Source organism: Pseudomonas juntendi, assembly GCF_009932375.1.
In the GTDB taxonomy this organism is placed as follows: domain Bacteria; phylum Pseudomonadota; class Gammaproteobacteria; order Pseudomonadales; family Pseudomonadaceae; genus Aquipseudomonas; species Aquipseudomonas juntendi.
Map to the genome: position 1 here is coordinate 1 of NZ_BLJG01000090.1, position 20,604 is coordinate 20,604.

The 20,604-nt window shown below is 64.1% G+C and carries 17 protein-coding genes and 1 riboswitch; of the genes, 3 read left to right on the forward strand and 14 right to left on the reverse strand.

Annotation, left to right across the window (positions count from 1 at the left end; genetic code table 11):
- Positions 1-1,060, reverse strand: a 1,060-nt coding sequence (gene serB, locus GYA94_RS12845; RefSeq protein ID WP_161892425.1) for a phosphoserine phosphatase SerB, incomplete at its 3' end; no start/stop codon positions are given.
- Between the two features lie 134 nt (positions 1,061-1,194).
- Between serB and GYA94_RS12850 the strand changes: the two genes are divergently transcribed.
- Complete coding sequence (locus tag GYA94_RS12850; protein WP_110676622.1) at positions 1,195-2,661, forward strand: AhpA/YtjB family protein; 1,467 nt, start codon at positions 1,195-1,197, stop codon at positions 2,659-2,661.
- 146 nt (positions 2,662-2,807) lie between these two features.
- Here GYA94_RS12850 and GYA94_RS12855 read toward each other — a convergent pair whose 3' ends face one another.
- From GYA94_RS12855 to GYA94_RS12895, 9 genes are all read right to left on the reverse strand, one after another.
- Entirely contained in the window at positions 2,808-3,518 is a 711-nt protein-coding gene (locus GYA94_RS12855; RefSeq protein ID WP_009681322.1) for a PqiC family protein, read from the reverse strand.
- Between the two features lie 172 nt (positions 3,519-3,690).
- Positions 3,691-5,949, reverse strand: a complete 2,259-nt coding sequence (gene parC / locus GYA94_RS12860) for a DNA topoisomerase IV subunit A (protein ID WP_110676621.1) — start codon at positions 5,947-5,949, stop codon at positions 3,691-3,693.
- A gap of 10 nt (positions 5,950-5,959) precedes the next feature.
- Positions 5,960-6,478, reverse strand: a complete 519-nt coding sequence (locus tag GYA94_RS12865; RefSeq protein ID WP_009681325.1) for a retropepsin-like aspartic protease family protein — start codon at positions 6,476-6,478, stop codon at positions 5,960-5,962.
- Positions 6,475-7,461, reverse strand: coding sequence for an esterase-like activity of phytase family protein (locus GYA94_RS12870; RefSeq protein WP_110676619.1), 987 nt, complete (start codon positions 7,459-7,461; stop codon positions 6,475-6,477). The genes GYA94_RS12865 and GYA94_RS12870 overlap by 4 nt, the downstream gene beginning before the upstream one ends.
- Positions 7,458-9,362: a DNA topoisomerase IV subunit B gene (gene parE, locus GYA94_RS12875; protein WP_009681328.1), complete on the reverse strand. Its 1,905-nt coding sequence runs from the start codon at positions 9,360-9,362 to the stop codon at positions 7,458-7,460. The genes GYA94_RS12870 and parE overlap by 4 nt, the downstream gene beginning before the upstream one ends.
- Before the next feature lie 35 nt (positions 9,363-9,397).
- Complete coding sequence (locus tag GYA94_RS12880) at positions 9,398-10,006, reverse strand: YqiA/YcfP family alpha/beta fold hydrolase (protein WP_110676618.1); 609 nt, start codon at positions 10,004-10,006, stop codon at positions 9,398-9,400.
- A 275-nt stretch (positions 10,007-10,281) separates the two neighbouring features.
- Positions 10,282-11,079 carry a 3',5'-cyclic-AMP phosphodiesterase gene (gene cpdA / locus GYA94_RS12885; RefSeq protein WP_161892426.1) on the reverse strand — a complete coding sequence of 266 codons (798 nt, stop codon included), beginning with the start codon at positions 11,077-11,079 and terminating at the stop codon, positions 10,282-10,284.
- 1 nt (position 11,080) lies between these two features.
- Entirely contained in the window at positions 11,081-11,533 is a 453-nt protein-coding gene (locus GYA94_RS12890; RefSeq protein ID WP_110676616.1) for a DUF1249 domain-containing protein, read from the reverse strand.
- Positions 11,524-12,141, reverse strand: coding sequence for an NUDIX domain-containing protein (locus GYA94_RS12895; protein ID WP_009681332.1), 618 nt, complete (start codon positions 12,139-12,141; stop codon positions 11,524-11,526). The genes GYA94_RS12890 and GYA94_RS12895 overlap by 10 nt, the downstream gene beginning before the upstream one ends.
- Before the next feature lie 186 nt (positions 12,142-12,327).
- On the opposite strand from GYA94_RS12895, the gene GYA94_RS12900 reads away from it, so the two are divergent.
- Positions 12,328-13,074 carry an RsiV family protein gene (locus tag GYA94_RS12900; RefSeq protein WP_009681333.1) on the forward strand — a complete coding sequence of 249 codons (747 nt, stop codon included), beginning with the start codon at positions 12,328-12,330 and terminating at the stop codon, positions 13,072-13,074.
- Here GYA94_RS12900 and cytX read toward each other — a convergent pair.
- Both cytX and thiC read right to left on the reverse strand, forming a co-directional pair.
- Entirely contained in the window at positions 13,043-14,326 is a 1,284-nt protein-coding gene (gene cytX / locus GYA94_RS12905; protein ID WP_110676615.1) for a putative hydroxymethylpyrimidine transporter CytX, read from the reverse strand. The genes GYA94_RS12900 and cytX overlap by 32 nt on opposite strands.
- Before the next feature lie 137 nt (positions 14,327-14,463).
- Positions 14,464-16,344 carry a phosphomethylpyrimidine synthase ThiC gene (gene thiC / locus GYA94_RS12910; protein WP_161892427.1) on the reverse strand — a complete coding sequence of 627 codons (1,881 nt, stop codon included), beginning with the start codon at positions 16,342-16,344 and terminating at the stop codon, positions 14,464-14,466.
- A gap of 156 nt (positions 16,345-16,500) precedes the next feature.
- Positions 16,501-16,607, reverse strand: a riboswitch (TPP riboswitch).
- A gap of 160 nt (positions 16,608-16,767) precedes the next feature.
- Between thiC and GYA94_RS12915 the strand changes: the two genes are divergently transcribed.
- A complete protein-coding gene (locus GYA94_RS12915) occupies positions 16,768-18,204 on the forward strand; it encodes a TolC family outer membrane protein (protein ID WP_054913589.1) in 1,437 nt (478 codons plus the stop codon).
- A 158-nt stretch (positions 18,205-18,362) separates the two neighbouring features.
- Here the strand turns inward: GYA94_RS12915 and waaA are convergent, their stop codons facing one another.
- Both waaA and GYA94_RS12925 read right to left on the reverse strand, forming a co-directional pair.
- Positions 18,363-19,634, reverse strand: coding sequence for a lipid IV(A) 3-deoxy-D-manno-octulosonic acid transferase (waaA, locus tag GYA94_RS12920; RefSeq protein ID WP_161892428.1), 1,272 nt, complete (start codon positions 19,632-19,634; stop codon positions 18,363-18,365).
- A gap of 11 nt (positions 19,635-19,645) precedes the next feature.
- The gene (locus GYA94_RS12925; RefSeq protein ID WP_054904853.1) at positions 19,646-20,536 is read right to left on the reverse strand and encodes a LysR family transcriptional regulator; all 891 of its coding nucleotides are present in this window, start codon (positions 20,534-20,536) and stop codon (positions 19,646-19,648) included.
- Between the last annotated feature and the right edge of the window lie 68 nt (positions 20,537-20,604).

Below are 20,604 nucleotides of genomic sequence, written 5' to 3' on the forward strand. Positions count from 1 at the left end.
CGCCATCGCCCACGGCAATGGTCTGTTCCAGTTGCAAGCCCTCATCGCTGGCCAGTTTCTGCAGCAGTTCGGCCTTGCGCTGGGCATCGACGATCGGCTCGACCGCCACACCAGTCACCTTGCCATCCACCACTTCCAGCTCGTTGGCGAACACATAGTCGATACCCAGGCGCGCCTGCACCTGGCGGGCAAAATAGGTAAACCCACCGGACAGGATGGCAGTCTTGTAACCCAGGCGCTTGAGCTCGGCGAACAGGTTTTCCGCGCCTTCGGTCAGGCGCAGCGAGGCGCCGATTTCGTCCAGCACGCCCACATCCAGGCCCTTGAGCAGCGCCATGCGCTCCTTGAAACTGGCGCGGAAGTCCAGCTCGCCACGCATGGCCCGTTCGGTGATCGCCGCCACCTGCTCACCCACGCCAGCCGCCTTGGCCAGCTCGTCGATGACTTCGGCCTCGATCAGCGTCGAATCCATGTCGAATACCGCCAGGCGGCGGTTGCGGCGGAACAGGTCGTCTTTCTGGAAGGCAATGTCGACGCTCAGCGCCTGCGCCAGGGCGAAGAAATCGGCACGCAGGGCCTGGGCATCGCTCGGCACCCCACGCACGGATATCTCGACCGCCGCCTTGCCCTTGTCTGTGTCGGCGTCCAGCGCCACCCGGGCCGACAGCCGCTCGATGCGTTCGATCGTCAGGCCGTACTGGCTGATCACCGCACTGACCCGCTGCAGTTGCTCGGGGGTGATCTTGCGGCTGAGCAGGGTCACCACATGGCGCGCCTCACCATGGCCGTCGGCCCAGTGCTGGTAGTCCGCCTCGGAAATCGGCGTATAACGGGCCTGCAGGTTCAGCTCGTGGGCCTTGGCTTGCACACCCTGCAGCAAGGCAGTTGCCACTTCGTTGTCAGGGATATCGACCAGGATGCCGAACGACAGGGTGCCGTGCATGACCGCCAGGCCGATGTCGAGGATACTCACACCGCCCTGCAGCAGGACGCCGGTGATTGCCGCAGTGAGACCGGGACGGTCCTCACCGGTGATGTTGATCAGGACGATTTCGCGCACAACCTGGCTCCGACTTCGATGAAAAATGCGCATTCTACCGACTTTCCATGACCATCGGGCGCCAACGATACTTTGCCGACAAAACCCGGCTCGCTATACTCCCCCCACTTTCTTGCCATTAAGAGCCGAGCTCTGTGAACCGGCCCACGCCCGTCAAACCAGACAACTTCTTCCTGATGATCTATCGTGCCCTGAGTCAACGTCGCGTGCCGCTGGCACTGCGCATCGCCTGCACCAACATCTTCCTGGTGGCGCTGGCACTGGTGATCTACGCCTGTGTGATGGGCCTGCAGTTCAAGCAGGCCATGCACGAACAGGCCGACGCCCTCGGCCAGAGCCTGACCACGCAAACGGCCACTTCGGCGACCGAACTGCTGGTAGCCAACGATATCCTCAGCCTCAACGTGCTGCTGGGCAACCTGGTGAAAAACCCGCTGGTGGCCCACGCGGCCATCTACAGCGTGGACAACCGCATCCTCGCCGAAGCCGGGCAACGCCCGCGCAATAGCCTGCTGGGCGAGGCCGAAGGCGTGTACCAGACCAAGATCAGCTTCCAGGACGTGGCTGCCGGGCAGCTGCGCATCAGCCTGGACATGAGCCAATTCCAGCAACCCATGCTGATCAGCCTGCAAAGCATGGGCATTCTGGCGGCCATCCTGCTGGCGCTGGCCTTGGCCCTCAGCTTGCGCCAGGGCCGCTACATCACCCTGCCATTGCTGCAGTTGCGGGTATGGCTGCGCGACCCGCAGTACTACACGCCGGCCACCGACCGCCAGGATGAAATCGGCGACATCGCCCGCCAGTTGCATGCGCGCCTGGCGCCACCGCCGCCACCAGAGCCCGAGCCAGAGCCTGAGGAAGACGACGATGAACCGTTCGACGAGCCGCAGCACGTCAGCCCGGCACCCAAGGCCGCGCCGCGCGCCAAGGTCGCCGCAGTGCCAGACGAGGAAGATGACGAAGCGTTCGCCGGCCTGCTCGACGACGACACTGCACCAAGAACCGCAGTGGTAGACGAGTCCGACGAACCGCACTTCAGTGCCATCCTCGCGGTGCAGCTGGGCTCCCAGGAGCAACTGCGCCGTCTGCCGCGTACCCGCCTGACCGAACTGACCGAGCGTTACCGTGACTGCCTGGAGCATGCGGCATCGCTGTACGACGGCGAAACGCACACACTCAACGATGGCAGTACCCTGGTGCTGTTCCACAGCCGCGTATGTGGTGAGGACTACCTGACTAACGCAATCTGCTGCGGCGAGCTGTTGCGCGCCCTGGGCCATGCCCTGCAGATCGAAGTGGCCGACAGCGGCATCACCTTGCAATTGCAGCTGGGCCTGGTATTGGGCAACGATCTGCACGGGCTGGAGCTGGTAGACGTGTTGATCGCCGAAAAAGCCCAGGATGCCCTGGCGCTGTCGCAGCACAGCCGCAACCTGTTGCTGGTGGAGCGGCAGATCAGCGATGACGCACTGATTCGCCAGCGCGCACGCATTCGCCCGATTGCCAGCCCTGAGGGCGCCTGCTGCGTGGAGCGCCTGCTGGAACCGTACCCATCGATGCTGGAACGGCAACTGGCGCGCATGCACGAGCGTCGGGCCTGACAGGCTGCTCTGGGCACTGGGGCTGCGGCGCAGCCCCTTCGCAACGCCAGGCCGCGCCTACAGGGCCCGGGCCAGCTTCGCAATGGTTTGACGCAGACATGAAAAAGCCCGCAGCATCGCGGGCTTTTTTGCACCTGGCGGTTAGGTCAGAACCGATAGACTTCCATATCGGTGCGGATCGGCGAGGCCATCGGGATTCTGGACTTTTCCGGCGCCTTCTTCACCTGCACCGGTGCAGCCGGCTTTTTCGGCGTTTCTTCAGCGATTGCCGGCTGGTTGGCCAGCGGCTTCACCGCCGTGCTCAGCTGCTCGGCCAGCTTCTGCAGCAATTGGCCCTGGGCCTGTACCTGCGACGACTCGCTGCCCTCATGTGGCTGTTCGAGGTGCACGATACGGTTGTCACGTACGCGGCCACGGCGGTCCAGCAGGCGCCACTGGGCGTCGAGGATGGCCGGTTGGTCCTTGCCCGAGTCCAGGCGGGTAATCGACAGCAGCACCTGTACATCCGGCGTGAAACCGGCCGTTGCCGGGGCCAGTACCACACGCTGGCTGTCCAGGCGCCAGGCCAGCTGGCGCACCAGCAACTGGTCAATGTCCGACGACAGGCTACCCGCCCAACGACCGTCGGTCGCCGCGCTCAGGCTGCCATCGGCCTGGCGCTGCAGGAACGTCTCGCGCTGCAGGTAATCGGCCACCGATACCGGCCCGAGTACAACGGCCATGCCCGCACTCTGCGACGGCTGGCCAGGATCACCACTGTCGAGCTGGTACAAGGCGACAGGCTGGTGCATGGTGCACCCGCCCAGCCCCAGCAGGCCAGTCATCAACAGCGCAAGTGGAAGGCGCAGAAATTTCATCATCCCATCCAGGCGGCTGCCTACAGGCACACCGCAGTGATACATATAAATTCAAACGGGCACACGACCACGCCGGCGCCGCAAGGGCCATATCATCCGCGAAATAACCGTCCGACTCCAGTGTTTCTGCCCGGAACGGCGCTGTAATTGCCGTTCCAGACATTTCCACCGGTTACGCCGGCACTTCCACCTGCAAGCTATCGACGCGCTGGAACCCACGCGGCAGCTTGCTGCCGCGCCGGCCACGCTCACCCTTGTAGTGTTCCAGGTCGTCAGGCTTCAGAGACAGGGTACGCTTGCCGGCCTGCAATACAAGGGTCGCCCCGTCGGCGATCACGGCCAGGTCGGTGACGAACTCTTCGCGGCTGGCGACCCGGTCGCCGGGTACACCGATGATCTTGTTGCCCTTGCCTTTACCCAGCTGTGGCAAGTCGCTGACCTTGAACACCAGCAGGCGGCCTTCGGTGGTCACCGCCGCCAGCCAGTCCTGCTCACGGTTGGCCACCGGCCGCGGCGTCATGACCTTGGCGCCGTTGGGCAGGCTGAGCAAACCCTTGCCGGCCTTGTTCTTGGCCTGCAGGTCTTCACCCTTGACCACGAAGCCGTAGCCGGCGTCGGACGCGACCACGTACAGCGCATCGTCCTCTGGCAGCAGCACGCAATCGAAGGTGGCCCCAGGCGGAGGCGTCAGGCGCCCCGTCAGCGGCTCACCCTGGCCACGCGCCGAAGGCAGGCTGTGGGCGGCCAGCGAGTAGCTGCGCCCGGTCGAGTCGATCAGCACGGCAAACTGGTTGGAGCGGCCAGCAGCAGCGGCCTTGAAGCCGTCGCCTGCCTTGTACGACAAGCCGGTCGCGTCGATGTCGTGGCCCTTGGCACAGCGTATCCAGCCTTTTTCCGATAGCACCACGGTCACCGGCTCGGTCGGCATCAGCTCGTTTTCCGACAGCGCCTTGGCTTCGGCGCGCTCGACGATAGGCGAGCGGCGGTCGTCGCCATAGGTTTCGGCATCCTTGATCAGCTCGCTGCGCACCAGCTTGCGCAGTTTGGCTTCGCTGCCCAGCAGCGCCTGCAACTTGGCTTGCTCTTTCAGCAGTTCGTCCTGCTCGCCGCGGATTTTCATCTCTTCCAAACGCGCCAACTGCCGCAGGCGGGTCTCGAGGATGTAGTCGGCCTGGATTTCGGTCAGGCCGAAGCGTGCGATCAGCGCCTGTTTGGGGTGGTCCTCGGTGCGGATGATGTGGATCACTTCATCCAGGTTGAGGAACGCCGTGAGCAAACCGTCCAGCAGGTGCAAGCGCTTCTCGACCTTGTCCAGGCGGTGCTGCAGCCGGCGACGAACGGTATGGGTACGAAACTCCAGCCATTCCACCAGGATCGTGCGCAGGTTCTTCAGCTGCGGCCGGCCGTCGAGGCCGATGATGTTGACGTTGACCCGGTAGCTGCTTTCCAGGTCGGTGGTGGCGAACAGGTGCTGCATCAGTTCGTCGGCATCCACACGGTTGGAGCGCGGGATGATGACGATGCGGCAAGGGTTCTCGTGATCAGACTCGTCGCGCAGGTCGGCCACCATCGGCAGCTTCTTGGCCTGCATCTGCGCCGCGATCTGCTCCAGCACCTTGGCCCCCGAGACCTGGTGGGGCAACGCGGTTACAACGATGTCGCCGTCCTCGACGCGGTACACGGCGCGCATGCGGATCGAACCACGGCCACTTTCGTACATCTTGAGGATTTCGGCCCGCGGCGTGACGATTTCGGCCTCGGTCGGGTAGTCCGGCCCTTGAATATGCTCGCACAACTGCTCGATGGTGGCCTTGGGCTCGTCGAGCAGGCGCACGCAGGCGCTGGCCACTTCACGCAGGTTGTGCGGCGGCACATCGGTGGCCATGCCCACGGCGATACCGGTGGTGCCGTTGAGCAGAATGTTGGGCAGGCGTGCCGGCAACACGGCGGGCTCCTGCAAGGTGCCGTCGAAGTTGGGCACCCAGTCGACGGTGCCCTGGCCGACTTCGCTGAGCAGCACTTCGGCATAGCGGGACAACCGCGCTTCGGTGTAGCGCATCGCCGCGAACGACTTCGGATCGTCCGGCGCACCCCAGTTGCCCTGGCCATCGACCAGTGTGTAGCGGTAGCTGAACGGCTGCGCCATCAGCACCATGGCTTCATAGCAGGCCGAGTCGCCATGGGGGTGGAACTTGCCGAGCACGTCACCGACGGTACGCGCCGACTTCTTGTGCTTGGCATCGGCATCGAGCCCCAACTCGCTCATGGCGTAGACAATGCGCCGCTGCACTGGCTTGAGGCCATCGCCGATATGCGGCAGGGCGCGGTCCATGATCACGTACATGGAGTAGTTGAGGTAGGCCTGTTCGGTGAAGTCAGCCAGTGAGCGGCGTTCTACGCCGTCCAGGCTGAGTTCCAGTGAGTCGCTCATGCGGGCCTCGTCATTTCAGGTTCTGGCGCAGCAGCATGGTGCCACCGCGCTGGGTAAATTCAAGTTGTTGCAGGGCACTCATGCCCAGTAGCACGGTGGGGCCATCCAGGCCCGGCACGACAATGGCGCGTACGTTCTGCAGGTGGATGTCGCCCAGTTGCAGGCTGGCCAGCCGCGTGCGGTAGCCCTCGGTGCGGCCATTGGCGGTACTCAGCAGCACCGGGCTGCCACGCGCCAGGTTCAGGTCGCGGGCCAGCCCTTCGGGGATCGCGACGTCGGTGGCCCCGGTGTCCAGCATGAAGTGCACCACTTGGCCATTGATCGCGCCATCCACCACGAAATGCCCCTGGCCATTACTCAGCAGGCGCACCTCGATGAAACCTTGGCCGTGCTCCGACTGCACCTGGCGGTTGGGGTTACGTTGGCTGTCTTCCCACTGGCCGAAAAAGCGCGTGGCCAGAAACAGCGCAGCCGCCCAGGCGAGCACCATCAGCACCCGCCCTGCGCGCTTGCCCGGTGCCTGGCTCACGGTTTGGCGCCCCAGCCGCCCTGAGGCGCCTCGAAGCGCCATACGATCGGGCGCCGCTCGCCGTCGGCACGGTCAGCGTTGTTGTTGTCCAATCCAACCCAGGCGCCTTTGCCGTCGATCACCAGCGCCTCGGCCAAGCCGAACGGCTGATCGTAGCGGCGCATCGGCTCCAGCGCCTCGGCGGCGAACGACCAGCAGCGCTCGACCTCGCCGCTGTCAGCGTCCCGCCGGCATATCCGGTAGGTGTTGCGCTCAAGGGTGAACAGCTTGCCCTCGAACCAGGCGAGGTCGGAAAAGTCGCGCGACAGGGCCCGGGCCTCTGGCATTTGCGGCGGCTGCATCTCGACCCCAGCCTCGCTCAGCAGCACGCAACCGCGCCCGCAGGTCCATACCGACTGCTGCCGTTCGATGGCCACCAGGCCACGCCGCTCGCGCTCGGCCGCCAGCCACAGGCGGTCACCCGCCGGGTTGATTGCCAGCCCTTCGAACAGCGCATTGAAGTTCAGCAGCATGCCACTGGCCCGCGCCTGACGGACCATGGCCGGGTCGATCTTGAGCCAGTCGGGCTCACCTTCGGGCGGCAGTTGCAGCACCGCAGCGTGTGCCTCGCTGATCAGGTACAGGTTGTTAGCCTGGTCGCAGGTGATGCCTTCGAAGTCCAGCGCGCCGCCGCGAATGTACGACGCCGCCCAGTTGCGTGACTTCAGGCCCCACGGCAGGCCGCTTTCCGGCACCGGCGGCGCAGTGAAGGCAAGCGCCTGCGCGCGCCAGGTAGCGCTCTGCTGGTCGAAGCGGTAGATGCGGTCATCGTCGCGGTCGGACACGCCCCACAACGCCCCCCGGCAGAATGCCAGGCCAGACAGGTTGCCACCGCGCATACCGTCTATCGGGTGCTCGGCAGTCATCTTCAGCTCTGGCCAGTCGCCCGCCAGGCCCGGCAGCGCAACCAGCGCCAGCCAGGCCGCCAGCAGCAGACGAATCAAACCATGACCTCGGCGAGGTTACCTTTGGTTTCCAGCCAGTTCTTGCGGTCACCGGCGCGCTTCTTGGCCAGCAGCTTGTCCATCAGCTCGCAAGTCGCCTGCACGTCGTCCAGGGTCAGTTGCACCAGGCGCCGGGTGTTCGGGTCCATGGTGGTTTCACGCAGTTGTGGCGGGTTCATTTCGCCCAAACCCTTGAAGCGGGTGACTTGGGGTTTGCCGCGCTTCTTCTCGGCCACCAGGCGGTCGAGAATGCCATCACGCTCGGCTTCGTCGAGGGCATAGTAGATTTCCTTGCCCAGGTCGATGCGGTACAGCGGCGGCATGGCCACATACACGTGCCCGGCCTCGACCAGTGCACGGAAGTGCTGCACGAACAGCGCGCACAACAGCGTGGCAATGTGCAGGCCGTCGGAGTCGGCGTCGGCGAGGATACAGATTTTGCCATAGCGCAGTTGCGCCAGGTCGGTGGCACCGGGGTCGACCCCGATGGCCACGGCAATGTTGTGCACTTCCTGGCTGGCCAGGACTTCGCCGCCGTCCACTTCCCAGGTGTTGAGTATCTTGCCGCGCAGCGGCAGGATGGCCTGGAATTCCTTGTCCCGGGCCTGCTTGGCCGAGCCACCGGCCGAGTCACCCTCGACCAGGAACAGCTCGGCACGCATCGGGTCCTGGCCGGCGCAGTCGGCCAGCTTGCCGGGCAATGCCGGGCCCTGGGTGATACGCTTGCGCTCGACTTTCTTGCTGGCCTTGAGGCGGCGGCCGGCGTTGCTGATGGCCAGCTCCGCCAGTTGCATGCCCAGTTCAGGGTGGGCGTTGAGCCACAGGCTGAAGGCATCCTTGACCACGCCAGAAACGAATGCCGCCGCCTCGCGTGAAGACAGCCGCTCTTTGGTCTGCCCGGAGAACTGCGGGTCCTGCATCTTCATCGAGAGGACGAAAGTGATGCGCTCCCAAACGTCTTCCGGTGCCAGCTTGACCCCGCGCGGCAGCAGGTTGCGGAATTCGCAGAACTCGCGCATGGCATCCAGCAGGCCCTGGCGCAGGCCATTGACGTGGGTACCACCCTGGGCGGTAGGGATCAGGTTGACGTAGCTTTCCTGGATGCTGTCGCCGCCTTCGGGCAGCCACAGCAAGGCCCAGTCCACCGCTTCCTTGTTACCGGCCAGGCTACCGCAGAACGGCTCATCGGGCAGGCGCTGGAACTCGTTGACCGAATCGACCAGGTAGGAACGCAGGCCATCCTCGTAGTGCCATTCGACCTTTTCGCCGCTGGCCTTGTCCTCGAAGCTGACCAGCAGGCCTGGGCACAGCACGGCCTTGGCCTTGAGCACGTGCTTGAGACGGCTGATGGAGAATTTCGGCGAATCGAAATACTTGGGGTCGGGGCTGAAATACACGCTGGTGCCGGTGTTGCGCTTGCCGACCGAACCCACAACTTCCAGCTCGCTGGCCTTGAAGCCGTCGGCGAAGGTCATCTGGTACTCGTTGCCGTCGCGTTTGACACGCACGCGCACCTGGGTCGACAGGGCGTTGACCACCGAGATGCCAACGCCGTGCAAGCCACCGGAGAACTGGTAGTTCTTGTTGGAGAACTTGCCGCCGGCGTGCAGCTTGGTCAGGATCAGCTCGACCCCGGACACGCCCTCTTCGGGGTGAATGTCCACCGGCATGCCACGACCGTCGTCGCTGACTTCCAGCGAGTGGTCGGCATGCAGAATGACCTGCACGGAGCGGGCATGCCCGGCCAGGGCTTCGTCGACACTGTTGTCGATCACTTCCTGGGCCAGGTGGTTGGGGCGGCTGGTGTCGGTGTACATGCCCGGCCGCTTGCGGACCGGGTCAAGGCCCGAGAGGACTTCGATGGCGTCTGCGTTATAGGCGCTAGCGCTGGGATTGGCCATAGGGTCTCGTCGTCAGTCTGGTGAGTGCAAAAAAGTCAAAATACAGAAAAATCGAGCGCTGCATACTGCCCACGCGCAATACCGGCAAACGCCAGCAGGGCCGGCAGGCGCTCGGCAAAGCCCTGGAAACTGTGGTCACCACCGGCCTGGATGCGCAGGGCACAAGCACGGTAATAACGTTCGGCATGGCGGTAATCCAGGGTTTCGTCGGCGGTTTGCAGCCACACCTGATAGCGGCTGGCATCGACCGGCGCTGGCACTTCCAGCTCGGCCAGGGCCTCCACGTGGTCCAGGGTCAGCTCCCAGGTTTCATCGGTGTAGTGGTTGCGCTGGGTACCCAGGTAGCCGTCAAAGTGCTTGTGCGGGGTAACCGCCGGGTTGACCAGCAAGGCCTTGAGGCCATGGCGCTCCGCCAGACAGGTGGCATAGTAGCCGCCGAGCGAACTGCCCACCAGTAATGGCGCGCCCAGTTCGGCGATGGCCGCCTCAAGCTGGGCGATGGCCTGGCGTGGGTGATGGTGCAAGGCGGGCACCCGCAGTTGATCGGCCAGGCCGAGCCGCTGCATGACCGCTTCGAGCTGGCGCGCCTTGGTGGAAAGCGGCGAGCTGTTGAAGCCATGGATATAGAGGATGGAACCCGACATGCTGCCCCCGGAATCTGTGGCTTCGCGCCTGATGATGCGGGCGCAGGGACGCGCAGTGTAGCGCGTTCGCCGGGTTTTGACGCAGCGTCACGGGTTTCGCAACAATTTCTTCACCATAGCCGGCTGCAACAGGGCACCCTGTAGGAGCGGCCTTGTGTCGCGAAGGGGGTGCGAAGCAACCCCCATAATTTCAGCTTCGCCGCAGATATTGCCGGGGCCGCTTTGCGGCCCTTTCGCGACACAAGGCCGCTCCTACAGTTGACTGCGCAACCCGCTCAATAACCTGGGCTATCGAAGTCGAGCTTCACTTCAAAGTCCCACGCCCGCTCCACCCCGGTCTCCAGCCGCCCGTCGGCATGCAGGCGCAGCCAGCGGTACCCAGGCTGCTCTTCGCTCACCTTGAAGTCCTCGCTGCGGGCCGCGAACTGAATGCAGGTCGAAGGCGTAGCCAGCAGGCGCCGACCATCGCGCACTTCATCCCACTCCTGATGAACGTGCCCCCACAGCAATGCCCGCACCTGTGGGTAACCTTCAATGATGTCAAACAGCGCCTGGGCATTGCGCAAGCCGATCGGGGCGATCCAGGCGCAGCCGATGTCTACCGGTTGATGGTGGAAACACACCAGGCAATGGCGCCCGCCCGCCCCTTTCAGCGCGGCCTCCAGCACTGCCAGCTGGTCATCCCCCAGCAAGCCATGTGTGGCGCCGTGCACCGCCGTGTTGAGCATCACAATACGCCAGGCGCCGATATCGGTTACTGCCTGTACCAACTCCGGCGCCACTTCGGCCATGATCCGGGCCTCATCATGGTTGCCCGGCAGCCAACGGCTTGGTACGCCAAACGGCGCAGTCAGCTCACGAAAAGCTTCATAAGAAGCAATGCTGGCATCCTGGGACAAATCGCCCGTGCACAACAGCAAGTCGACAAGCGGTTGCTCGCGCCGCACCTGGGCTACTACATGGCCCAAACTTTCACGGGTCTTGAGGCCCAGCATGCTGCCGGCCGGGTCGGCGAAAAGATGGGCGTCGGTCAGTTGCACCACATGTACTGGGCGCGGGTGGTCTGCATGCATGTCAGCGAACGCTTGCCAATTCGTGGCCACAGGCCAGGCAGTGACTCAGCCATTCACCGAGGAACAGGTTGAGCTGGGCCTTTTCGTCTGGCTGGTGCATGGCCTCGTTCGGGTAGGGGTAGATGCTGCGCAGGCGCCGGGTATGTTCGGCGCTGATCACCTCGGCCATGCGCGCGTCGTGATACACCTGCACCTCCAGGTGCGGCACCGGCAGCCACGGCAAGCTGTGCTCCTGACGTATATGCAGGGTGGTGGTGTACGGGCAGGCCAGCACCACGTCGAGCACCAGCACGCCAAGCATCTGGTCGCCCTGGGTCATACCGATGCGGCGCGAGCTCTGGGTAGTACGCATGTCCGGCAGCAAGCGCATCAGCCGGGCATAGTTGGCCTCACAGGCAGCCTGCAGCCCGGCCAGGTCGACTCGATAGCGCTCGCGCAGCAGGTTCACTTCCACATACCTCGTACTTCGTCACGGTTCAGGGCCAGCCATTGCAAGCCGATGATGGTCGCCGCGTTGCAGATGCGCCCATCGCGCACGGCCTGCAAGGCATCTTCGAACGACCAGACCCGCACGCGAATGTCTTCACCCTCGGCCTCCAGGCCATGCAGCCCGCCTGCCCCTTCGCTGCTGCAGTGGCCAAGGAACAAGTGCACGTATTCATCGCTGCCGCCAGGCGACGGGAAGTAGCGGGTCATCGGCCACAGGGCACTGAAAGTCAGGCCCGCTTCTTCTTCGGCTTCGCGGTGGGCGACTTCCTCGGGTTGCTCGTCCTTGTCGATCAGCCCGGCGACCATTTCGATCAGCCAGGGGTTTTCGGCCTTGCCCATTGCACCGACGCGGAACTGTTCGATCAGCACCACTTCATCGCGCAGCGGGTCGTAGGGTAGTACACACACCGCATCGTGACGCACGAACAGTTCACGGCTGATCTCGCGCCCCATGCCGCCCGCGAACAGCTCGTGGCGCAAGTGCACCTTGTCGAGCTTGTAGAAGCCCTGGAAGCAGTTTTCCCGCTTGACGATCTCGACCGCCCTGGGCACTGAGTTCAACGTGTCTGACATGGAAATCCTCGCTACCTCAATCACAGCATCGCGCCATCCTACTCCGCACGCCAGCGCGTTTCACCCCTTTCCAGCAACCATTCGCACAGTCGGGACAGCACGTGCGCACTCTGTTAGCTTAGTGGCGAACCGAAGGCCGCGCAGACGGTCAAAGGCCGACTTTTCCCTGTTTTTGCAAGGATCATCATGACCATTGTCAAACTGACTTCCGTGGCCGTGCTGGCACTCGCTCTGGGCGCCTGCCAGAGCCTGTTCACGCCCAACTACCGGACCCCGCTAGAGGTCAAACGCGACGCCTGGGAGCATGTAAAACCCGGTTGCAGCGAAAGCGATTGCCCGCTGGTGAACATCGACATGGTGCACTTCCCGGCCCTGCCCAAGCTTGACGGCATCGTCGAAAAGCGCTTGCTGCAACTGACCGAAGACAATCAGCATGGCACCGCGCCGGCCACCCTGCAGGCCTATGAACAGCAATACCTGGCCAGTGCCGACAAACGTAACAGCAGCTACCTGCAAGCCAAGGTACGCGAGCAGCATGACGGCCTGGTGATCATCGAACTGTCCAGCTACCTGGACAGCGGTGGCGCACACGGCATGCCTGGGCGTGGTTTCATCAACTACTCCCGCAAGCTGGACAAGGTGCTGACCCTGCAGGACATGCTGCTGCCTGGCCAGGAAGAGACGTTCTGGAAAACCGTCGAAGAGTCGCACCGCGCCTGGCTGATGAGCGTGGGCATGGACAAGGACGCCGAGTTCGTCAAGACCTGGCCGTTCAAGAAGTCGCCGCACATCGCCCTGACGTACGGCGCGCTGGTGGTCAAATACGAGGTCTACGCCATCGCGCCCTATTCCATGGGCCACGTGGAACTGAAAATCCCCTACCCGCGCCTCAACGGCGTGCTCAAGCCGGAACTGTTCCCCGGCCGCGGCTGAAGCTCAACAGCCCGTGCAGCACACCTGCCAGCAGCAATGCTGGCAGGGTGGCGCCCAGCTCGGGGGCATTGGCGGCAATCAGGTGGTAGGCCGCCACCCCCGCGAACCAGGCCAGGAGCGCCTGCCAGTGCAAACCCTTGACCTGTACCGGCAGGCCACGGCGACGCACTACATAGTGGTCCACCAGCACTACGCCGAACAGCGGCGCAAACACCGAACCGATCAGCAACAGGAAGTTCTCGTACTGAGCCAATGGCGCCAGCAAGGCGATCAGGGTGCACAGCACGCCGATGGCCAGTGCCAGGTGCTCCACCTTCAACGGCAGCAGCACCCCGGTGGAGACCGCCGCCGAGTGGATGTCGGCGAATGCCTTTTCCGACTCGTCGAGCAGAATCAGCAGCAACGGAACCCCCATGCCGGCGCCAGCCAAGGCCAGCAACAACGCATTGACTTCGCCGCTGGCGGCGAAGGCCAGGGTGTAGGCCACGCCCAGGCTCATCAGCCAGGTATTGCCGATGAAGTACCCCAGCACGGTACCGCCGAACACGTGCCTGCCATTGCGGGCGAAACGTGAATAGTCGGCGATCAGCGGCAGCCACGACAGCGGCATGGCAATGACGATGTCGAAGCCTACTGCCAGCGACATCGAGCCATCCCCGGCGCGCCCCCACAACTCAGCCAGGTCGGCCTTGGCGAACAAGTTCCAGGTCAGCCAGACGCAGGCGCCCAGCAATAACCAGATACCCCAGGCGCGCAACACCTTGCGCACGAACGCCAGTGGCCCGCTCACCGCCAGCAAGGTCGCCAGGGCACCAAAGCACAGGGTCCACAGCATCGGGCTGTTCCAGGCGCTGTGCTCACCGAACGCACGTGCGCCCAGCAGGCTAGCGGCATCGCGCATGACGATGATCTCGAACGCCCCCCAGCCCACCAGTTGCAGCAAATTGAGCACCGCCGGCAAGCGCGTGCCATGGCTGCCCAGGCTGAGCTTCAGGGTGCCCATGGCCGACAGCCCGGTGTCACTGCCGATGACCCCGGCGGCGCCCAGCAACAGCACGCCCACGCCGGTGCCCAGGGCAATGGCCAGTACGGCGCCAGCAAGGCCCAGGCCCGGCGCGAGCATGGCGCCGACTTGCAGCACCATCAGGCCGATGCCCAGGGAAAACCAGAGGGAGAACAGGTCACGCGCGCCGAAAATGCGCTGGTGGGTGGGGACCGGGTGGTCGGGGGAGAACGGGCTGGGTGATGTCATGGTTGGCGCTCGCCGGCAATGTTGTTGGTGTTCCTGGCGAGGACTTCGTCCTCGTATCGCGACGCAAGGCCGCTCCCACAAAAAACGCCCTGGCCTTGAGCCTGGCGCGGTTCCTGCGGGAGCCGGCCCCAGCGTTCTCAGACTTTGTGGTACAGCTGGCTGCCTTCCTGGCGGAACCGCTCGGCCTGCTCACGCATGCCTTGCTCGACCGTGACGTCCACGGTTTCGATCTTGGCGGCGTACTCCCGCACTTCCTGGGTGATCTTCATCGAGCAGAACTTCGGCCCGCACATCGAGCAGAAGTGCGCGACCTTGGCCGACTCCTTGGGCAGCGTCTCGTCGTGGTAGGCGCGGGCAGTGTCAGGGTCGAGGCCGAGGTTGAACTGGTCTTCCCAGCGAAACTCGAAGCGCGCCTTGGACAGGGCGTTGTCGCGGATTTGTGCGCCGGGGTGGCCTTTGGCAAGGTCGGCAGCATGCGCGGCGATCTTGTAGGTGATGATGCCGGTCTTGACGTCATCCTTGTTCGGCAGGCCCAGGTGCTCCTTGGGCGTCACGTAGCAGAGCATGGCGCAGCCGAACCAGCCGATCATTGCCGCACCAATGCCCGAGGTGATGTGGTCATAACCCGGGGCGATATCGGTGGTCAGTGGGCCGAGGGTGTAGAACGGCGCCTCGTCGCAGCATTCCAGCTGCTTGTCCATGTTCTCCTTGATCAACTGCATCGGCACGTGGCCAGGGCCTTCGATCATGCACTGCACGTCATGCTTCCAGGCAATCTTGGTCAGTTCGCCAAGGGTTTCCAGCTCACCGAACTGCGCAGCGTCGTTGGCGTCGGCGATCGAGCCGGGGCGCAGGCCATCGCCCAGCGAGAAGCTGACGTCGTAGGCCTTCATGATTTCGCAGATTTCGTCGAAGTGGGTGTAGAGGAAGTTTTCCTTGTGATGGGCCAGGCACCATTTGGCCATGATCGAGCCGCCACGGCTGACGATGCCCGTGACCCGCTTGGCGGTCAGCGGCACGTAGCGCAGCAATACCCCGGCATGGATGGTGAAGTAGTCCACACCCTGCTCGGCCTGCTCGATCAGGGTGTCGCGGAACAGCTCCCAGGTCAGGTCTTCGGCCACCCCGTTGACCTTTTCCAGGGCCTGGTAGATCGGCACGGTACCAATCGGCACCGGCGAGTTACGGATGATCCACTCGCGGGTCTCATGGATGTGCTTGCCGGTGGACAGGTCCATGACCGTGTCCGACCCCCAGCGGATGCCCCAGGTCAGCTTGGCCACCTCTTCCTCGATGGACGAGCCCAGGGCGCTGTTACCGATATTGCCGTTGATCTTCACCAGGAAATTACGCCCGATGATCATCGGCTCCAGCTCCGGGTGGTTGATGTTGGCCGGGATGATCGCACGGCCACGGGCAATTTCCTGGCGCACGAATTCGGGGGTGATCTCTTTCGGAATGTTGGCACCGAAGCTATGCCCGGCATGTTGCGCGTGGAGCAGGCCGGCGGCGCGCGCCTCCTGCAGCTTCATGTTCTCGCGGATGGCCACGTATTCCATCTCGGCGGTAACGATGCCCTGGCGGGCATAGTGCATTTGCGAAACATTGGCGCCGGCCTTGGCCCGGCGCGGGTTGCGCACGTGGGCAAAACGCAGCTTGGCCAGCTCGGCGTCGTTCAGGCGCTGCTGGCCGAAGTCGGAGCTCAGCCCGGCCAGGCGCTCGGTGTCGCCACGCGCGTCGATCCAGGCCGACCGCACGTCGGCCAGGCCTTTGCGCACGTCGATGATCACACTGGGATCGGTGTAGGGGCCGGAGGTGTCGTAGACCAGTACCGGGGCATTGGACTCGCCACCGAAATCGGTCGGCGTGTCGGCCAGGCTGATTTCCCGCATGGGTACGCGGATATCCGGGCGCGAGCCCTGCACATAGACCTTGCGCGAACGCGGGAACGGCTGCACGGACTGCTGATCGACTTTTGCCGATTCGCTGAGGTTGAACGTTTTTTCTTGTTGGGTCATCACAGGCTCTCCAGACGGCTTCCTAGCAGTGGAATGTCGGGGTGAACCTGAATGGCGCGGACGCATCCATTAGTGGATGCAGTGCCGGATATGGGGGTGCCTTGAAGCTGCATGCAGCTGTGACAATCCCGGACCTGGCACAAGAGGCTCCCCGGGAAGGCGAGCAATCTTGTTCCCTACGCAGGCGCTAACCTGATCAGGTTCAACGGGATCCGCACCTCTGCGATCTCAGCCTTTGCTTCAAGGCACCCCGACAAGAACCTGCGCAGTCTAGACTGCTGTGGTCGGCAAAGCCAAGCGGGTTTCTACGCAGATGATGAAAGGCGCGCCCGGCGATTGTTGCCGGGGGCACATGGCACTAAACTGGCGCATCGCCAAATACTCAACGGTTCAGTAATTCAATTTCGTACAAGGATTGCCTTTATGCTGCGCAAACTCTCACTGGCAATAGCCGTGTCTTGTGCGTCCAACGGAGTGGCCTGGGCAGCGGACGCGCCCCAGACGGTCAAGACCGACCTGGTCAGCGTGTACCAGGAAGCGGTCGACAACAACGCCGACCTGGCAGCAGCACGCGCCGACTACGGCGCACGCCGTGAGGTGGTACCGCAGGCCCGCGCCGGCTTGCTGCCGAACCTGTCGGCCGGGGCCGAGATGATGAATACCCGCACCAAGCTGGACGAGCCGTCGATTACCTCCAACCGCAGCGGCAACGCCTGGAGTGCAACCCTGGCCCAGCCCATTTTCCGCGCCGACCGCTGGTTCCAGTTGCAGGCCGCCGAGGCGGTCAACGAACAAGCCGCCCTGGAGCTGTCGGCCACTGAGCAGAACCTCATCCTGCAAACGGCGCAAAGCTACTTTGCCGTGCTGCGCGCCCAGGACAACCTGGCCGCGACCAAGGCTGAGGAAGCCGCGTTCAAGCGCCAGCTCGACCAGTCCAACGAACGCTTCGATGTCGGCCTGTCGGACAAGACCGACGTGCTGCAGTCGCAGGCCGGCTACGACACTGCCCGGGCCAACCGGATCATCGCCGAACGCCAGGTACAGGATGCCTTCGAAGCGTTGGTAACGCTGACCAACCGAGAGTACAGCTCGATCCAGGGTGTGGTGCATAGCCTGCCAGTGCAGGTACCTACGCCGAACGATGCCAAGGCCTGGGTGGAAACGGCCGGGCGCCAGAACCTCAACCTGCTGGCGACCAACTATGCGGTGTCTGCCGCCGAAGAAACCCTGCGCCAGCGCAAGGCCGGCCATGCGCCCACCCTGGATGCGGTAGCCAAATACCAAAAGGGTGACAACGACAGCCTCGGCTTTACCAACCCTGCTCCCCAACAGAACGTTCGCTACAGCGGCGACGTCGAGCAGACCAGTATCGGCCTGCAACTGAACATCCCGATCTACAGCGGCGGCCTGACCAGCTCGCAGGTACGCGAGGCTTACCAGCGCCTGAGCCAGAGCGAACAGCAGCGCGAGAGCCTGCGCCGCCAAGTGGTGGAGAACACCCGCAACCTGCACCGCGCGGTGAACACCGACGTGGAACAGGTCCAGGCACGCAAGCAGTCGATCATCTCCAACCAGAGTGCGCTGGAAGCGACTGAAATCGGCTACCAGGTCGGCACCCGCAACATCGTCGACGTGCTCGATGCCCAGCGCCAGCTGTACACCTCGGTGCGCGACTACAACAACAGCCGCTACGACTACATTCTCGACAACCTGAGCCTCAAGCAGGCCGCCGGCACCCTGAGCCCGCAAGACCTGAAGGATCTGGGGCGTTACCTGAAGGCCGACTACAACCCGGACAAGGACTTCTTGCCACCGGATCTGGCGGCTGCTGCAGCCAAGAACTTCGAGCGCCGCCCTTGAAATCAGGGAGCACGCGGACAGTGTAGGAGCGGCCTTGTGTCGCGAAAGGGCCGCACAGCGGCCCCGACAATCTTGCGGTCGTGCGAAAATCCCGGGGGCGCTGCGCCCCCCTTTCGCGACACAAGGCCGCTCCCACAGGGATCGCGCCGCTGCGAATATCAGCGCATTAGCGCAGCCAGCCCATCGAGCAAGCGCTGCAATGCACCTTGGTTGGCCTGCATCACCGCCCTGCCGGCCGCGCCCATGCGCTGGGCATCCTGCGGTAATTCGACCAACCGCCGCACGGCCTCGGCCAGCCCGTCGGCATCGTCCACCTGCTGCAACGCCCCTGCCTCTACCAGCATTGCGCTGATTTCGAGGAAGTTGAACACGTGCGGCCCCATGATCACCGGCAAGGCCAGTGCTGCCGGCTCCAGCGGGTTGTGCCCGCCGGTCGGCACCAGGCTGCCGCCCACGAAGGCGATATCGGCCAGCGCATACAGAAACAGCAATTCGCCCATGGTGTCGCCAAGCAATACCCGGGTTTGTGCGTCGACGGGCGCGCCAGTGGAGCGGCGAATGGTGCTGAACCGTTCGCTGCAAAGCGCATGCACCGCATTGAACCGCTCAGGGTGGCGCGGCACCAGGATCAGCAAGGCATCGCCATGCACCTGCAACAGCTGCTGATGCGCCTGCAGCACCAGCGCATCCTCCCCCTCATGGGTGCTGGCCGCAATCCACACCGGGCGCTGCGTGGCGCCCCATTGCTCGCGCAACCCCCGAGCCCGTGGCAACAGCTGCTCATCGACCTTCAGGTCGAACTTGATCGAGCCGGTCACCTGCACGCAGTGCGGGCGGGCGCCCAGCTCACGAAAGCGTTGCGCCTCGGTTTCGGTCTGCACGGCAATCAGGTTCATCTCCGCCAACATCGGCCGCGTCAGCCTGGCAAAGCGCCCATAGCCACGGGCCGAGCGCGCAGAGAGGCGGGCATTGGCCAGTGCCACCGCAATACCGCGCTTGGCGCACTGATGAATATGGTTGGGCCACAGCTCGGTTTCCATGATGATGCCCAGTTTCGGCTGCACATGGTCGATGAAGCGCCCCGCCGCCCACGGCAGGTCGTAGGGCAGATAACAGTGCTGCACACGGGGTTCGTCGGCGAACATGGCGCGAATGCGCTCGGAACCGGTAGGGGTCATGCAGGTGAGCGTGATCGGCAGTTGCGGGTAGGCCTTGAGCAAGGCGCGCACCATCGGCGCCGCGGCAATGCTTTCGCCGACCGACACCGCGTGCACCCAGATACCGCCCTGGCGCATGGCCGGCAGCCTGAAGGCAAACCGCTCGGCGATGCGCTGGCCATAGGCCGGCGCCTTGCGCGCGCGAAGGTACAGGCGCAGCGCGACCAGCGGCAGGCCCAGGTGAAAGAGCAAGGTATAGAGGGTTCTGTTCATGGCAGCGGAGTTTACCCGATCGCGCGCAAGTGCACTGCAAAGCGCTCGGCCAACCATTGCGCAGCAGGGCCCAGGGGTTCATCACGGCGCCAGGCCAGTTCCGCCACCAACGCCGGTGGGCGCCACTCACTGTCCAGCTCCACCATGTGCGTCTGGTATGTGGGGTACTGCACGACATGCCGTGGCAACCAGGCCCAGCCGAGGCCGCGCATCAACAGCTCCGCCAGAACGTAGAAGCTGTCGGCACGCCACACCTGCGGGCTGATGGCCTCGCCGCCGGGGTAACCGCTTTGCTGCGGGGTGATCAGCAATTGACGATGGCGGGCCAGCTGTTGGCGAGTAACCCGGCCACGACCCGCCAGCGGGTGGTCGACCGCACAGACCGTGACCATTTCCACGCTGCCCAGGGCGCGCCGCTCCAGGGTTGCCGGGATGCTCTCGTGGTGAAAGAACAGCCCCAGGTCGGCGCGCCGCTCGACCAGTTTGCGCGCCACATCACCCTGGGCCCCGCTGGCCAGTTGCACCTCCAGCAGCGGAAAGTGGCTGGCCAATTCATCGAGGCTGTCAATCACCGGCTGGTAGGGCATGGCTTCGTCCTGCGCCACGCGCAGCAAGGCCTCCTGCCCGCGCATCAACGCCAGCGCACGGCCATCCAGGCGTTCGCACTGGCGCAGCAGTTCACGGGCATCTTCCAGCAGCGCGCTGCCGTTTTGCGTCAGTTTCGGCTGCCGGCCACTGCTGCGCTCGAACAGGGTGACGCCCAGGTCGGTTTCCAGCAAGGCGACCGCGCTGCTGATCGCCGACTGGGCCTTGCGCTGTTCACGGGCCACGGCAGAGAACGAGCGCAATTCTGCAACGCGCACAAAGGTTCGCAGTTGTTCGAGGTTCCACTGCTCGGCCATTGGCCTATCTCCAAAATTGATAGGTAATGACTTTACCGCATCCTGGTTGAGCCTAGAATGCCCGCCAG